This window comes from Halobaculum sp. MBLA0147, assembly GCF_041361345.1.
Taxonomy (GTDB): Archaea; Halobacteriota; Halobacteria; order Halobacteriales; family Haloferacaceae; genus JAHENP01.
Genome location: NZ_JBGKAD010000001.1, coordinates 1,244,304 through 1,259,966, shown reverse-complemented (window position 1 = coordinate 1,259,966; position 15,663 = coordinate 1,244,304). Strand labels below are relative to the sequence as shown.

Sequence of the window (15,663 nt, the reverse complement as noted above, 5' to 3'; positions counted from 1 at the left end):
GGTTCGACACCGTAGTCTGGTGGGACGCGAGAGGTGAGCCGTCGTCGACGACACGAGCCGACAGACGGGGTGCGGACGAACCCACCCCGTCGGATCGGTGCCACCTGGCCTCGGCTACACCGACGGCGTCAGCTCGTCACGGACAACCGCAGCCGGTCAGGTACGGGACACAACTGTCGAGTTCCTTGATGTAGTACGTCTCTTGGAACCCAGTGTCGAGCGGACAGGTCGGGTCGTCGAAGCACTCGGTGCCACACTTCCCGGCGGTCGTGACTCGTCTGTCGTCGAACTGGGGACTCAGGATCTCGACACCAGCCTCTCCCCGGACTGCCGCGTACGCGACGTCTCGGCCTCGGTCCACGAACAGGCCGACCTCGGAGGAACCGCTCGGAGACGCCTGGAGATAGTCTCCTCCCGCTCCGACCTGCAGTCGACGTACGTCGATGTCCGCGAACCGGTCGCTACGTCGGGTCGCGTCGTGCAGCGCGTCGACGTCGACGGAGCCCGACAGAACTCCACGCTCCACCAGCCGCTCGACGGTACGAGCCACCGCCGGTTCGAACTCACTCTGCACCACCTCGTCACTCACTCGCGCGACGTCGTCGGACGACCCCGAGGTGGCGCTGGCGGTCGCCGCGAAGCCACTGGCCGCGACAGTCGTCGCTCCGATACGTCTCAAGACACTCCGTCTGCTGGTTCCGTCTTCGTCGTCGGTCATGTGTCGGCACCCGTGACTCGTGTCGCGACTGTGAAGAAGATTAGCGTAAGCCAGGGTAGAATTTCTGTTAGAAAACTAATAATACGGGCCTGACGACGCCCTGGCGACACACGATCCGTCGTCGACGAGGCAGACAGAGACTCGACGGGCTCACCCGTCTCACGGGGCAGACGGTGAGGAGCGTCGAGACGCGGCGTCCCTGCCGCGTCACCTCACAGCAGGAGGAGTTCCGGCGACTCCAGGTACTCCATCACGGTGTTGGCGAACTGCGCGGCCTCGGCGCCGTCGATCACGCGGTGGTCGATCGACACCGACAGCGGCAGTGTCGGCGCGGCACGCACCTCGCCGTCCTCGGCGACGGCACGCTCCTCGAGTTCGCCCAGCCCGAGGATCGCCGTCTCCGGGTAGTTGATGATCGGCGTCGCGTACTCGCCGCCGAACACGCCGAAGTTCGAGATGGTGAACGTACTCCCGCGGAGTTCGTCGGGCGACAGCTCCCGGTTCCGGGCGCGCGTCGCCAGGTCGGTGATCTCCGCCGACAGTTCGACGAGTCCCTTCTCGTCGGCGTTCTCTACGACCGGCACCATCAGGCCGGCGTCCGTCGCGACCGCGATCCCGACGTGGTACTCGTCGTGGATCACGATCTCCTCCTCGTCCTCGTTCAACTGGGAGTTGAGGATCGGGTACTCTTCGAGCGCGGCCACGACCGCCTTCACCACGAACGGGGTGTAGGTGAGCGACACGTCGCGCTCGTCGGCCCGCGGCGCGAGCCGCTCGCGGGTCTCGACGAGGTCGTCCACCGTCGCCGTGTCGTGGTGGGTGACGTGGGGCGCGGTGTACTTCGACTCCGCCATCTTCTCGCCGATCGTCTTCCGGACGCCGCGGTACGGCACCCGGTCCGCGACGCCGTCGCCGCTCGCGTCCCCGCTCGCCCCGCTGCCGGCCGCTACACCTGCCGTCGCGCCGCCGGCACCACCAGCTGCGTCGGCCGTGCCGGCCTCGGTCGCGCTCCCGGCGGCCGCGGCGTCGGCGGCCTGGGCCGTCCGCTGGGCCTCGGCGTAGGCGTGGACCTCCTCGGCGGTGACGAACGCCTCGCCGTCGCGGGTCTCGTCTGTCGGGACGGCGTCGAGGTCGACACCCTCCTCCTCCGCGACCCGTCGTGTCGCCGGGGCGGCGAGTGTCGTCTCGCGGTCCGCCGACTCCACGCTGGCTGCGCCACCGGCACCGCCTGCCGCACCGGCACCACCCGCGCTCTCGGTGGTCCCTGTAGCGTCGGCCCCGTTCGCCGCACTCGCTCCGTCGGCACCCGTCGCTCCGTCGCCGGAGACGACCGTCTGGCCGCTGTCGAGGTCGACCGACTTCGGCCCGTCCACGTCGTCGCCACCGGCGGACGCGGCGTGTTCGCGCACGTCGTTGACGGTGATCCGCCCGCTCGGCCCGGTCCCCTCGACCTCGGTGATGTCGACGCCGTGTTCGCGTGCGGCGCGTCGCGCCGACGGCGGCGCGAACACGCGCCCGTCGGAGACGTCCAACTCGCCGCCGCCGTTCTCCGCCGCGTCGGCGGTCTCGGCGGCGCCGTCGCCGCCCGCCGCGGCCGTGGTGCCGTCACCCGCGGCACCACCCGTCGCGCCGCCCGCGTCCGCGCCGCCCGCGTCCGCCCCGGTGTCGGTCGCGTCCGATCCGGCGTCGCTCGGTTCGCCGCCCGTCGCGTCGTCCGCCTCGGGCTCGTCGGACTCGAACACGACGATCACGTCGCCGACGGGGACCATCTCCCCCTCCTCGGCGAGCAACTCCGCCACGATCCCGTCGAACGGGGACGGGACGTCGACCAGCGCCTTGTCCGTCTCCACCTCGGCGACCGGCTGGTCTTCGGTGACCCTGTCACCCTCGTCGACGAGCCAGTTGACCAGTTCCCCCTCGGCGATGCCCTCGCCGACGTCGGGGAGCTTGAACTCTTCGCGTGCCATCGTCTAGAACTCCACCGCCTCCTTGATCCCGTCTGCGATCCGGGCTTCGTTGGGCATGTAGTAGTCTTCCAGCGCGTACAGCGGGTACGGCACGTCGTACCCCGTCACGCGCTTGACCGGCGCCTCCTGGTACAACAGCGCCTCCTCCTGCAGGATGGCGGTGATCTCCCCGGCTAGCCCACCGGTCTTCGGGGCCTCGTGGGCGACGCACGCACGACCCGTCTTCTGGAACGACTCCACGATCGTCTCGCGGTCCAGCGGCGAGACGGACCGGAGGTCGATCACCTCGGCGTCGATCCCATCCTCGGCCAACTCCTCGGCGGCGGCCATCGTCGGCCGCGTCATCGCGCCGTAGGTGAACACCGACACGTCCGTCCCCTCGCGGCGCACCGCGGCCTCGCCCAGCGGCACCTCGTAGTCCGTCTCCGGCACGTCGCCGCGGAACGCCCGGTAGATCAGCTTCGGTTCGAGGAAGACGACCGGGTCCGGGTCGCGGATCGCGGCGATCAACATCCCCTTCGTGTCGTACGGCGTCGACGGGATGGCGACCTTCAGCCCCGCCTCGTGGGCGTAGAACGCCTCCTTCGACTCCGAGTGGTGTTCCGGCGCGCGGATCCCGCCGCCGTACGGCGCGCGCAACACCATCGGACAGGTGAACCGCCCGCGCGAGCGGGTGCGGAGCCGCGGCATGTGCGAGACGATCTGGTCGAAGCCGGGGTACATGAACCCGGAGAACTGACACTCCGCGACCGGCCGCATCCCCATCGCAGCCATCCCGACGGCCGTCCCGACGATGCCGGACTCCGCCAGCGGCGTGTCGATCACGCGGTCGCCGCCGAACTCCTCGTACAGCCCCTCCGTCGCGCGGAAGACGCCGCCGTTGGCGCCGACGTCTTCGCCCATCACGACCACGTCCTCGTCCGCGGCCATCTCCGTCTCGAGTCCGTCGCGTACCGCCTGTACCAGCGTGAGGCTCTGTGTCGCCTCGGTGTCGTGTTCCTGTGTGCTCATGGTCACTCCTCCTCGAGGAAGGCGCCGTCGCCGTACTCCTCGCGGAGTCGCGCGAACTCGGCCGCCTGCTCGCGCAACTCCGGCGTCTGTTCCGCGTACACGTGCTCGAACATCGACTGCGGGTCCGGTCCGGGGTCGGACATCGCCTCCGCCGCGTCGATGGCGTCCGCCACCTCGTCCTCGACGCTCTCGCCGATCGCCTCCACGCGGTCGTCGTCCAAGATGTCCTGACTCCGCAGGTACGACTCCAAGCGTGGGATCGGGTCCTTCGCCCGCCAGCGTTCCTCCTCCTCCTCCTCGCGGTAGACGGAGGGGTCGTCGGCGGTCGTGTGTGCGCCGAACCGGTACTGGACCGCCTCGATCATCGTCGGGCGGAGTTGGTCTTCGTCGGGCTCTTTCGCCTTCTGGAGCGCCTCGCGGGTGACGCTGTAGACGGCCAGCGGGTCCATCCCGTCCACCTGGACGCCCTCGAAGCCGTACGCCTCGGCCTTCTGGGCCAGCGTCTCGGAGGCAGTCTGGCGTTCGCGGGGCACCGAGATCGCCCACTGGTTGTTGTTACAGAAGAAGACGTTCGGGGTGTCGAACACGCCCGCGAAGTTCAGTCCCTCGTGGAAGTCTCCCTCGCTGGTCGCCCCGTCGCCGAAGTAACAGAGGAACGCCCGGTCGACGGACTCCGACTGGAGCTCGTGTGCCCACGCCATCCCCGTCGCGTGGGGGATCTGGGAGGCGATGGGGACGGCGACGGTGAAGATGTTCGCGTCCTCCGGGACGGAGTTGCCCCGTTCGTCACCCATCCAGTAGCGGAGCGTGTCCCGCAGCGGGAGCCCACGCACCACGGCGGCGGCGTGCTCCCGGTAGGACGGGACCATCCAGTCGTCTTCGGCCAGTGCCATCGCGGAGCCGATCTGGGCACCCTCCTGCCCCGCCAGCGGCGGGTAGGTGCCCATCCGTCCCTGCCGGTTCAGGGAGACGGCCCGCTCGTCGAAGTGACGCGCCAGCCGCATCTGGCGGTACATCTCCACGAGTTCGTCCTCGTCGAGGTCCGGCACGTCGCCGACGACGCCCCCGTCCTCGTCGAGTACCCGTACCATGTCCTCCGTCGGATCGCGCTCGAGCGTACTCACGGTACCCACCTTCGCATACCACAACCTTCCCCTCTCGCGGCATAGTGTTTTCGTAAGTTTTGCCAGCCGACGCCAGGCCGGACACCTCCCGGACGGCGCCGGGATCGAACGTACGTTCGGTGTCCCGGGTGGACGGTTCGACGTTCGGCGTTCCCGACGAGACCACCGCCCCCGCCACAGTATCGGCCGCCGTGCGGCCTACCCCGAGTCGAGGAGTTCGGCGCGGAGGTCGGCGGGCCACCACAGGCGCTCGTCGTACACGATGGGAGCCTCGGCGGTCGCGAGGTAGCGGTCGAGCGTCGCCGGCTCCAGCGTGTACACCCGTTCGCGACCGTACAGGTACCGCTCGTCGTCGTCGACCAGTGTCGACCTGCTCTCGCCGCCGTGGGCCCAGATCTCGGCGGCGTCGATCAAGAGTCGGTACCGGTCGTCCCCGTCGTCGAACAGCCACCGACGCGGCGGCACCAGCGAGTCGTTCTGGGCGACGACGTGCGAGCCGTCGCCGACGACGGCGTAGTCGCGCGGCGTCAGGATCTGCCGCCGGGCGTAGTCGAGCCCGCGTTGGACGGAGAACCCGAGCACCATCAGCCGCGCGAACGTCGTCCCGACCCGCGCCGCCTGGTCGTCGAGGACGCGCTCGAAGGTGACGCCACCCGCGACGGAGCCCTTCTCGATCAACGTGCGCCCCTCCGGGTACGAGCCACAGGCGTTCAGGAAGAACGTCCGTGCTCGCGAGGTCGAGAGACTGCTCGTCGCGAGGTGACCGTCCGGACACGCCAGCCCCGCCTCGTCGCGGTGGCCGACGAAGTGGAGGAGGTCCGACTCCGCCTCGAAGGTGCGTGCCAACTCCGCCGTCGAGAGGTTCCGTCGTACCGTCACGTCGGCGTTCAGCCGATCGGCGCGCGACTCGTAGTGGGCGACCGCTCGGTCGTGTTCGGCGCGCATCGACGCGTCGTTCAACACCGCGACGACCCGCAGCGGTCCCTCACCGTCGTCGAGGTACTGCGCCCGGTTCTCGTAGGCGGCCGGGACGATCTCGAACCCGCCGACCGGGACGCCGTCCGCCAACCACCCGCGCGTCCGCCCCGGCCGCGGCCGTGGTCGCACCAACTCGACGTTCGACACTTCGCGGGTCGTCGTCTCGGTGTCGTCGTTCGACACTTCGCGGGTCGTCGTCTCGGTGTCGTCGTTCGACACTTCGCGGGTCGTCGTCTCGGTGTCGTCGACCTCGACGCCCCGACCGAGAGTTCCCGTCCCCCCGTCGGTCGTCCGTCCGCGAGCGAGGGCGGTCGTGTCGCCCGTCGTCGGCCGGTCGCGCCCGAGTCGGTCCTCGACGGACAGTTCCAACCACTCCGTCTCCGACAACTCCCGTCCCGCCGGCCGGAAGACGTGCGGGAGGTCGGGCAACAGCGCCTGCAGCGTGGGGACGTGCTCGTATCGCGGCGCGACCGACACGGAGAGGTGCCACTCCGGGAACTCGTCTGTGACCGTCTCGAACGGCGCCGCGAGGTACCGCCGGACACGTTCCGCCAGCGGCGCCTCGTACAGCCGCTCGGCGTCCAGGCCCAACTCGTCGAGGGTCCCCGCGGCCGCCAGCGGGCCGCCGTGTGGCCCCGCACCGCGGGCGACACAGTCGAGGTAGAAACACCGCCGCAGGAGTGCCGTTGTCCGCCGCTCGAACGTGTCGATCTCACCCAGCGGCTCGACGTGGTCGCCGACGACCAGCCGTGGATCCGCGTCCGGCACCGCCAGCACGGTCGCGCCGAGGTAGTGTGCCAGCGACGCACCGGTGACCAGGTACCGCAGGTCCCGCGGGACGACGAGCCGAATCTCCGACTGGACGCGATCAACGGCGAGTGACTCCGGCACGGACACCGTCTCGCCGAACGTCACTCGCGGCGGTCGGGTGCGCTGTGTCGGCCACGAGCGGTCCGGCGACGCCGTCTCGACGGCGGCCGCCGACACCGACAGCGCCGTCGCCACGCCCTCCGGCGTCCGCGGGACGGTCACCGTCGACGCGGTCGAGTCGAACCCTCGTCCGAACGCGAGCGACACCGGGGTCGGCTCCGCGAACCGGAGTTCGAACCGCCTGTCGGTGTCCGGATCGCGGAGTCGTTCCAGCGACAGCGTCGCCGGGCCGTCGAACCGCACGTAGACCCGGACGCTCGCCTCGGCACGCAACAGGTGCGGTCCCGGTGGCACCGACACCGACTCCTCGCCGAGTACGTCCCGTCGCGCTCCGTCCGCGAGGTCGATCACCGCCGAGGCGACCGGCGGGTACCGGATTCGCTCGACGCTGCCGGAGACGGGGCTCGACGGCTCCTCCGGACCGGTGTCGACTGCCCCCAACGCCGCCGCGACGGACGGGGCCGGCACGCTCTCGTCCCAGCCGTCGAGACCGACGACGACGGTGTTCTTCGCGGCGTCCGTCACCCGCAGCCCGTCCGCGAGCCACGTCGTCTCCATCGTCCGTGCCGGTGGTTCGGGCTCGGGACACAACGACTTTTCCGTTGTAATCGTCTGGCTGAGATGATAAAATAGGACAGAGAGTGAGTGAACACTGTGTCCGGCGGCGACGGCGCGCGCGGTTCGGTCACTCGCGGGGAGTGGATCGTTCGTGGGGGGGGCAGTCTCGCCCGAGGGGTCGGTCGCGCGCGATCAGTCGCTCGCGGCGCGTGCCTCGGCGCGGGCGGCCTCGACGGAGGTCCCCTCCCGCGACAGCGCCTCGACGAACAGTTCGCCGGCCTTGTACGACGAGCGGACCATCGGGCCGGAGGCACAGTAGAGGAAGTCGAGTTCCTCCTCGGCGACGCGGCGCCACGTCTCGAAGGCGTCCGGGTGGACGTACTCGAACACGTCGAGGTGCGAGCGCGACGGCTGGAGGTACTGGCCCAGCGTGACGATGTCGACGCCGACGTTCCGGAGGTCCCGCAGCGTCCGGTACACCTCGTGGTCGTACTCGCCGAGCCCGAGCATGATGCTCGTCTTCGTGTGGATGTCGGACTCCCGGTCGACCTGTTCGAGCACGTCCAGCGTCTGCTCGTACCCCGCGCGGCGGTCCCGCACCGGCCACTGGAGCCGCTCGACGGTCTCGACGTTGTGTGCGATCACGTCCGGCTCGGCGTCGATTATCCGTCGGACGGCGGTCTCGTCGCCGCCGAAGTCCGGGATCAACACCTCGACCATGATCTCCGGGTCGCGACGCTTGATCTCGCGGATCGTCTCCGCGAAGTGTCGCGACCCGCCGTCCGGCAGGTCGTCGCGGTCGACGGAGGTCAACACGACGTAGTCGAGGCCGATCTCCGCGACCGCGTCCGCGACGTTCGCGGGTTCGTCCTCGTCCAGCGGGTCCATCCCGCCGGTCTCCACGTCACAGAAGTTACAGCCGCGGGAACAGCGGTCGCCCATCAACATGAACGTCGCCGTCCCGGGACCGCTGCCGGGGCCGTCGCTCCCGCTCCAACACTCCCCGAGGTTCGGGCAGTTCGCCTCCTCACACACCGTGTGGAGGTCGTGCTCGCGGAGCGTCGACTTGATCTCCGCGAACCGCTGCCCCGACGGGGGTCGCATCTTCAGCCAGTCCGGCTTCCGCCGCCGACTGCTCATACCCACACTTGGAGTGGCGCCGTCAAAAACGTGGGGTTGTCCGTCGCGCGACTGGAGCGACTCGGCGGTCGGTCACCCTCGACGCGGGCGGCTCGGCAGACGGGTGCCACCCGACCGTGACCGGCCGCCCGTGTCTCGGTGGGGCCGAGTCAGCGGTCGATCCCACCGCTCGCCTCGTCGACGACGGCGGCGACTTCGTCGGGGGAGACGACCGCGAGGTCACCCGCGACGGTGCGTTTCAGTGCCGCCGTCGCGGCCCCCCACGACAGCGCCTCGTCGACGCCCCCGCCGTCGAGTCGCCGTGCGAGGAACCCGCCGACGAAGGCGTCGCCGGTGCCGATTGGGTCCAACGTCTCCGCCTCGTAGACGGGTTGGTCGTACACGTCCCCCTCGTGGACCGCCAGCGCCCCCTCGTCGCCGCGCGTCACGACCACCGTCTCGAAGTCGAAGTCCGCGATCAGCCCCCGCGCGACCCGCTCGGCCGGCGTCCCCGCCGTCGACCCGGCCCCGTCGCGTCCCAACACCGCGGCGGCGTCGCGCTGCGCGACGACCAACACGTCCACGTCCGGGAACAACTCCTCGTAGGCCGCCCGCGCGGTCTCGGTGTCCCACAGCTTCGCCCGGTAGTTCGGGTCGAACACCGTCGTGGTGTCGTTCGCCTGCGCGTGTGCGAGCAGCTCCCGCGTCGTCTCGGCGGCTTCCTCCGACAGCGCGGGTGTGATCCCGCTCGTGTAACAGTACGTCGCGTCCGCGACCGTCTCGGTCGCCAACTCTTCGGTCGCGACGGTGGTGATCGCCGCGTCTGCGCGGTCGTAGATCACGTCCGTCCCGCGCGGCTCGCCGCCGGGTTCGAGGTAGTACGTCCCCAGTCGCGTCGTCTCGGGGTCGCCCCAGGCGACGCGGGTGTCGACGCCGTGCCCGCGCAGTTCGTGGACGATCCGCTCCCCCAGTGGAGAGTCCGGGAGCTTCGAGAGCCACGCCGTGTCGGCGCCGAGTCGTGCCCCGGCGACGGCGACGTTGCTCTCCGCCCCGCCGGCGCGGGCCTCGAGCGTGCGCGTGGTCGCGAGCCGGTCCCCCTCCGGCGGCGAGAGTCGCAACATCGTCTCGCCGAACGTCACGAGTTCCGTCACACCCGGAGTCGGCCCGACGACGGGATAAACGTCGCGGGCTCGCCGCCGCCCAGAGACGACCCGGCGAGCCAGCCACCGCACGGTCACGACCGCGCCACGCTACACTCTCACACTCGGCTGGGGCGAGAAGACAACGCTTAAACTCCGCGCCGGTGGAATCCTCGGGTATGGCTGGATCTATCGAAGTACTCGTCCCCGGCGGCCAGGTGGACCCCGGTCCGCCGCTCGGGCCGGAGCTCGGTCCGACGCCGGTCGACGTGCAGGCTGTCGTGCAGGAGATCAACGACGAGACCGCCGCCTTCGACGGGATGGAAGTGCCGGTCACCGTCGACTACGAGGAGGACGGCTCCTTCGAGATCGAGGTCGGTGTGCCGCCGACGGCGGAACTGATCAAAGACGAGGCCGGCTTCGAGACCGGCTCGGGCGAGCCCCAGGAGGACTTCGTCGCCGACATGACGGTCGAGCAGGTGAAGACGGTCGCCGAGCAGAAACAGACGGACCTGCTGGCGTACGACCTGAAGAACGCCGCCAAGGAGATCGTCGGTACCTGCGCCTCGCTCGGTGTCACCGTCGAGGGTAACGACGCCCGCGAGTTCAAGCAGCGGATCGACGACGGCGAGTACGACGACCACTTCGCCAACTGACGACGGCGACCACGTCGCCGACTGTCGGCGCCGACCGCTTCGGTAACCGACGACGGCGACCACTCTGCCGACCGTCGGCGCGCTCTCTACGCGCGTGCGGCTCCGGGGGTGTTCTCCCTGGCCAGTCGTGCCGGGAACGAACACTGTTTACTCGTGGGGCCGCGAGTCGCTGGTGTGTACGACTACCACGTCCACTCGCTCTACTCCGACGGTGGGCGGTTCGGGGCCATGCTGGAGGCGGCGGCCGACGCCGGCGTGTCGGCGCTCGGGTTCGCCGACCACTGTAACCTCTCGCCGGACCCCGACCGCCGCCGCGAGCGGGCGCGGTACGCACGCACCTTCGACCTGACTCACGAGCGCCGGCGCGAGGCGCTGGCGGCGGTCCGCGAGGAGACCGAGCTGACGGTGTTCGACGCCGTCGAGGTGGACTACGAGCCCGGCGCCGAGGAGGCGATCGCCGACTTCCTCGCCGACGCCGGCTTCGACTACACGCTCGGGTCGGTCCACTACGTCGGCGACCGCTACGTCTTCCCGTGGGGGTCGTTCGCCGACGCGAGCGAGGCCGAGCGGCGCGCGTTCGTCGACGACTACTACGAGACGGTCGTCTCGTTGATCGACTCCGAACTGTTCGACATCGCGGCCCACGTCGACATCGTCGAGTCACACCCACACCTCTCGGGGTTCACGACCTGCGAACACGCCGAGATGGTCGCCGACGCCTTCGAACGCTCCCGCACGGTGCCGGAGTTGAACGCCGGTCGCTTCGAGGACGACGACAAGCCCGCCTCCTTCCACCCGGAGGGCCGCGTCTTCGAGATGCTGTTGGATCGGGGCGTCGAGTTCACGCTCGGCTCGGACGCTCACCGCCCCGAGGACTTCGCGGAACGAATCCCGGCGCTGCGCGAACGCGCCGAACGGTACGGGCTCGACCCCGTGTGTCCGTTGTAGTGGTCGTGCAACGGAGCCTCCACTCACACCGTAGCACAGCGGTAGAACCGAAGGAACTCAGTCCCAGAGACGCGCCGCGATACTGCTGAACAGTCCCTTCCCACTCCCACGACGGAGTCCAGTCTCTCCTGGATCGCTGAACTCCGACTCCCTCTCGGATGCCGACTCCTCACTGGTTCGACTACTCATACGAATGCATCGTACACCGGTAGTAAAAGGCGTTTCTATCCGGTCTGGGATAGAATTAGTAGCTCTGGGCGGATTCGAACCGCCGTCACGGGCTCCAAAGGCCCGTATGATTGGCCGCTACACCACAGAGCTGTGCAGGGCAACCTATCTGGCCGTCGCACAAGAGTCTATTGTTCACTACCGCCCCGACCCTGCCCTCAGTCGGCACCGACCTCGTCCAACTCCAGCAGGGCGCAGGCGTCGGTGTCGGCGTCGAAGCAGTCGGGACACTCCTCGGAGCGGTCGACGAGGCGGTCGAGTCGTTCGGCGACGGTGTCGTCGATCACCGCCTCCAGCGAGCGGGCCTCGACGCGGAACTCCTCGACGTCGAGGACGTTCGCGAGGAAGCGCTCGATGATACAGTAGTTCGCGAGGGCGTCGCGGGCACGAACGATCCCGTCGTCGGTGAGGTCGACACCCTTGTACTTCTCGTGGTCCGCGAGCCCCTGGGCCTCCAACTTGCCGATCATCTCGTTGGCGCTGGCGGGGCTCACGTCGAGTGCGTCGGCCACGTCGCCGGTGGAGGCGGGGCCGTCCTCTACTTCCTGGATCAGGTAGATGGCTTTGAGGTACTGGTCGGCGGTGTTCATGCTCGTCGCTCCATCATGTCTGCGACCTCCTCGACACCCTCTGCCTCCTCGGCGCGGATCTCCTCGAGCGTCTCGACCACGCGGTCGCGGTCGACCGACAGCTCCGACTCGGAGTCGGCGAGTGCCGCGAGCAGGTCGTCGTAGAACTTGTACGCCGTCTCCTCGTTGCACAGCTGGTCGTACAACACGTCGTCGAACTCGTCTTCGGCGGCGTACTGTGCCTCGACCAGCGTCTCGATCTCCTCGTAGGCGACGGACTCGGCGTCCAACTCCGCGATCAACCCCTCCAGTCGCTCGCGGTGTGTCGCCGACTCCGCCGCGGCCTCCTCCAGTAAGTCGACGACCTCGGCGTCGAGACGCGCCTCCCGCTGGCGGGTGTGGTGGTGGGCGCTGGCCTCCACCATCTCCTCCAACACGACGCCGATCTGGAGGAGCCGCGCGAGTTGGCGGTCGGACGCCACCGCACGACCGACACTCACGGTGACCCCTCCCGTCGTCCGGTTCCCCCGTCGGTGGCTGTCCGTGTCGGTCTCACGTGTACACGCTGGGGGTGTCGGCGACTTAAGCACTCGCCTCGGCGAGGGTGTCTCACGCCCGATCACCCTCCCGAGACGGCAGGTCCGGTTCGTACCCCACCGCGACGGCGGCGCGTTCGAGCACGTCGTCGACGTTCTCGTCGGCGGTGACGCTCATGTACGCCTCCGCCTCCACGTCCGTCGAGAGGTCGCTCTTGTTACAGATCGTCAAGACGGGCACGTCGAACGTCGCCGCGACGGCGTCACGTAAGTCCAGTTGCACGTCCAGCGGGTAGCCACAGTTGCCGGAGGCGTCCACGAGGAAGAGGACGGCGTCGGCGGCGTGGGCCAGCGCGGAGACGGCCTGTTGTTCCACCTCGTTGCGTTCGTCGGCGGGGCGGTCGAGCAGCCCGGGCGTGTCGATCAACTGGTAGCGGACGTGGTCGCGGTCGAAGTGCCCCACCTGGATCCCGGTCGTGGTGAACGGGTACGAGGCTGTCTCGTTGCTCGCGCGGGTGACGGCGTTGACGAACGCCGACTTCCCGACGTTCGGGTACCCCGCGACGGCGATCACCGGCTCCTCGGGGTCCACGTCGGGCAACAGTTTCAGCTCGTCGCGTGCCGTCCCGAGGCGGTCCAAGTCCGCGTCCACCTCCTCGACGATGTCGGCGAAGCGTGCGAACGCCTGCTTGCGGTGCTTCCGGGCGGTCTCCTCGTCGGTCTTCCGGAGCTTCGAGGTGTACTCGTCGCGGATCGACGCGATCTGGTCGGCGGCCCAGTGCACCTCGTTGAGCGACTGGCGGACGGCGTCGACGTCGACCAGCGCGTCCGCGAGTTCGTAGTAGAACGGCGACACCTCGTAGGCGAAGTCCGGCCACGCGGTGACGACGTTCTCCAGGTTGTCCGAGAGGATGTTGCCGGCGGTGCGCAGCATCGACTCTTGCCCCTCGCGGCCGCTCTTCGCGCGGCCGGTCCGGGCGGCTCTGGAGAAGGCCTTGTCGACCAACTCCTCCGCAGTCGGGGTCGTCGGGAGATCTTCGAAAATCATGGGCGTGAACGCTCGTTGCCACCGTCTCGGCGCGGGAGGGTCAAAAGCCCGTCCGTTCGCCCGGCTGCGTGTCGAGGGTCCACACGGGCCGACTCCCCGACGATCCCGTCACGCTCCGCCGGAGCCGATCCCGTGCCCGCTCGCGTGTGCGGGTCTCGCGAGATCGCCCGCCGGCGGCCGACTCCCGGCCGGCGTCGGGTCGAGAACAGCAGTTTTATCAGTCGTACGGCGCGAACTTCGAACAAGACTCTCTCTAGAGGCTCATGACGGACAACACACAACCGGAGGTGAACGTCGGACTCGTCGGCCACGTCGACCACGGCAAGACGACGCTGGTGCAGGCGCTGTCCGGGTCCTGGACGGACCAGCACAGCGAGGAGATGAAACGCGGGATCTCGATCAGGCTCGGCTACGCCGACGCGACGCTGCGTCGGTGCCCGTCCTGCGAGGAACCGGAGTGTTACACGGTGGCCGAGGAGTGCCCCGAACACGGCGAGGCGACGGAGGTGTTGCGTACCGTCTCGTTCGTGGACGCGCCCGGCCACGAGACCCTGATGGCGACGATGCTGTCGGGGGCGGCGATCATGGACGGCGCGGTGCTCGTCGTCAGTGCCACGGAGGACGTCCCGCAGGCACAGACGGAAGAGCACCTGATGGCGCTGGACATCATCGGCATCGACAACGTGGTGATCGCCCAGAACAAGGTGGACCTGGTCGACGCCGAGCGCGCACGCGAGAACTACGACCAGATCAAGGAGTTCGTCGCGGGCACCATCGCCGAGGACGCGCCGATCGTCCCGATCTCGGCCCAACAGGAGATCAACACGGACCTGTTGATCCAGACGCTGGAAGACGAGATCCCGACGCCGGACCGCGACGAGACGCTCCCGCCGCGGCTGTTGACCGCCCGCTCGTTCGACATCAACCGCCCGGGGACGACCTGGGAGGACCTGCTGGGCGGCGTGATCGGCGGGTCGCTCGCGCAGGGGACGCTGACGGAGGGCGACGAGTTGGAGATCCGCCCCGGCCGCGAGGTCGAGGAGGGCGGCGAGTCCCGCTACGAACCCATCGAGACGAGCGTCCGGTCGCTGCAGGCCGGCGGGAACCCGGTCGACGAGGTCGGGCCCGGTGGACTGCTCGGCGTCGGGACGGGACTGGACCCGTCGTTGACGAAGGGCGACGCCTTGGCGGGGCAGGTCGCCGGCGAGCCGGGGACGCTCCCGCCGACGATCGACAGCTTCGAGATGGAGGTGGAGCTGCTCGACCGCGTCGTCGGCGAGGGTGCCGTCGACGAGATCTCGACCGGCGAGCCGCTGATGCTCACCGTCGGGACGAGCACCACCGTCGGCTCGGTGACGAGCGCCCGCGACGGGGAGTGTGAGGTCCAGCTCAAACGCCCGGTCTGTGCGGAGACGGGCGCGAAGGTGGCGATCAACCGCCGGATGGGCGCCCGCTGGCGGCTGATCGGCGTCGGCACGCTCTCGGAGTGACCGGGTCGTGACGACGGTCGTCCTCGACACCAACGCCCTGATGATGCCGGTCGAGATGGGCGTCCGCGTGTTCGAGGAACTCGACCGCCTCGTCGACCCGACCGACCCGGTGGTGCCGGCGTCGGTCGTCGCGGAACTAGACGACCTGGCGACGGGCGGCGGCGAGGAGGGACGCGCGGCGTCGGTCGGCCGCGACCTGGTCGAGCGGTGTCGCGTCGTCGAGACGGCCGCCGACTACGCCGACGACGCCGTCGTCGAACTGGCGACGAACGGTGTCCCGCCGACCCCGACGCCTCGTCCGTCTCCGTCTGCGAACGACGTGTCGACGGACGCGGACAACGTGTCGACGGAGCCAGACGACACACCGACGGAGACGGAGCGGGCGGCGTTCGACGGCTACGTGGTGACGAACGACGGCCCCCTGCGCGACCGCGTCCTCTCGCGGGGCGTTCGCGTAATCGGTATAAGGGGGGCGAACACACTGGCCGTAACAGAGCCGTAGTGGCGGTCGCCGGGACGGGCGGCCCGGCGGAGACGAGACGGATCGCGAGCAAACGAGCGGGCCAGAGGGCCCACGACGCGGGCGGGCGGTCGCGGCGGCCGACGCCCACACGACGGGCCTCCGGGCCCACCACACAACACGA

General features: G+C 69.5%; 15 protein-coding genes and 1 tRNA gene. 4 read left to right on the top strand and 12 right to left on the bottom strand.

The window, feature by feature from the left end:
* Positions 1-136: 136 nt before the first annotated feature.
* From RYH80_RS06070 to kdgK1, 7 genes are all read right to left on the bottom strand, one after another.
* On the bottom strand, positions 137-718 hold the full coding sequence (locus RYH80_RS06070) for a hypothetical protein (protein ID WP_370902955.1): 582 nt from the start codon (positions 716-718) through the stop codon (positions 137-139).
* 212 nt (positions 719-930) lie between these two features.
* On the bottom strand, positions 931-2,685 hold the full coding sequence (locus RYH80_RS06065; protein ID WP_370902954.1) for a dihydrolipoamide acetyltransferase family protein: 1,755 nt from the start codon (positions 2,683-2,685) through the stop codon (positions 931-933).
* Between the two features lie 3 nt (positions 2,686-2,688).
* Positions 2,689-3,696 carry an alpha-ketoacid dehydrogenase subunit beta gene (locus tag RYH80_RS06060; RefSeq protein ID WP_370902953.1) on the bottom strand — a complete coding sequence of 336 codons (1,008 nt, stop codon included), beginning with the start codon at positions 3,694-3,696 and terminating at the stop codon, positions 2,689-2,691.
* A 2-nt stretch (positions 3,697-3,698) separates the two neighbouring features.
* Positions 3,699-4,820, bottom strand: a complete 1,122-nt coding sequence (gene pdhA / locus RYH80_RS06055; RefSeq protein ID WP_370902952.1) for a pyruvate dehydrogenase (acetyl-transferring) E1 component subunit alpha — start codon at positions 4,818-4,820, stop codon at positions 3,699-3,701.
* Positions 4,821-5,018: 198 nt separating this feature from the next.
* Positions 5,019-7,286 carry a hypothetical protein gene (locus RYH80_RS06050; protein WP_370902951.1) on the bottom strand — a complete coding sequence of 756 codons (2,268 nt, stop codon included), beginning with the start codon at positions 7,284-7,286 and terminating at the stop codon, positions 5,019-5,021.
* A gap of 192 nt (positions 7,287-7,478) precedes the next feature.
* The gene (gene lipA / locus RYH80_RS06045; protein ID WP_370902950.1) at positions 7,479-8,426 is read right to left on the bottom strand and encodes a lipoyl synthase; all 948 of its coding nucleotides are present in this window, start codon (positions 8,424-8,426) and stop codon (positions 7,479-7,481) included.
* A 149-nt stretch (positions 8,427-8,575) separates the two neighbouring features.
* Positions 8,576-9,556: a bifunctional 2-dehydro-3-deoxygluconokinase/2-dehydro-3-deoxygalactonokinase gene (kdgK1, locus tag RYH80_RS06040; RefSeq protein ID WP_370902949.1), complete on the bottom strand. Its 981-nt coding sequence runs from the start codon at positions 9,554-9,556 to the stop codon at positions 8,576-8,578.
* Between the two features lie 167 nt (positions 9,557-9,723).
* On the opposite strand from kdgK1, the gene RYH80_RS06035 reads away from it, so the two are divergent.
* Positions 9,724-10,200, top strand: a complete 477-nt coding sequence (locus RYH80_RS06035; protein WP_370902948.1) for a 50S ribosomal protein L11 — start codon at positions 9,724-9,726, stop codon at positions 10,198-10,200.
* 174 nt (positions 10,201-10,374) lie between these two features.
* A complete protein-coding gene (locus tag RYH80_RS06030) occupies positions 10,375-11,148 on the top strand; it encodes a PHP domain-containing protein (RefSeq protein WP_370902947.1) in 774 nt (257 codons plus the stop codon).
* Between the two features lie 57 nt (positions 11,149-11,205).
* Here the strand turns inward: RYH80_RS06030 and RYH80_RS06025 are convergent, their stop codons facing one another.
* The 5 genes from RYH80_RS06025 to RYH80_RS06005 form a co-directional block, all read right to left on the bottom strand.
* Positions 11,206-11,337, bottom strand: coding sequence for a hypothetical protein (locus RYH80_RS06025; protein WP_370902946.1), 132 nt, complete (start codon positions 11,335-11,337; stop codon positions 11,206-11,208).
* Between the two features lie 59 nt (positions 11,338-11,396).
* A tRNA-Gln gene (locus tag RYH80_RS06020) sits at positions 11,397-11,469 on the bottom strand.
* Positions 11,470-11,534: 65 nt separating this feature from the next.
* Positions 11,535-11,966 (bottom strand): metal-dependent transcriptional regulator, encoded by a 432-nt coding sequence (locus RYH80_RS06015; protein ID WP_370902945.1) that lies wholly within the window; start codon positions 11,964-11,966, stop codon positions 11,535-11,537.
* Entirely contained in the window at positions 11,963-12,445 is a 483-nt protein-coding gene (locus RYH80_RS06010) for a ferritin-like domain-containing protein (protein ID WP_370902944.1), read from the bottom strand. The genes RYH80_RS06015 and RYH80_RS06010 overlap by 4 nt, the downstream gene beginning before the upstream one ends.
* Before the next feature lie 109 nt (positions 12,446-12,554).
* Positions 12,555-13,529, bottom strand: coding sequence for an NOG1 family protein (locus RYH80_RS06005; RefSeq protein WP_370902943.1), 975 nt, complete (start codon positions 13,527-13,529; stop codon positions 12,555-12,557).
* A 263-nt stretch (positions 13,530-13,792) separates the two neighbouring features.
* Between RYH80_RS06005 and RYH80_RS06000 the strand changes: the two genes are divergently transcribed.
* Positions 13,793-15,019 (top strand): translation initiation factor IF-2 subunit gamma, encoded by a 1,227-nt coding sequence (locus tag RYH80_RS06000; RefSeq protein ID WP_370902942.1) that lies wholly within the window; start codon positions 13,793-13,795, stop codon positions 15,017-15,019.
* Positions 15,020-15,026: 7 nt separating this feature from the next.
* Positions 15,027-15,521, top strand: a complete 495-nt coding sequence (locus tag RYH80_RS05995; protein WP_370902941.1) for a type II toxin-antitoxin system VapC family toxin — start codon at positions 15,027-15,029, stop codon at positions 15,519-15,521.
* Positions 15,522-15,663 lie beyond the last annotated feature (142 nt).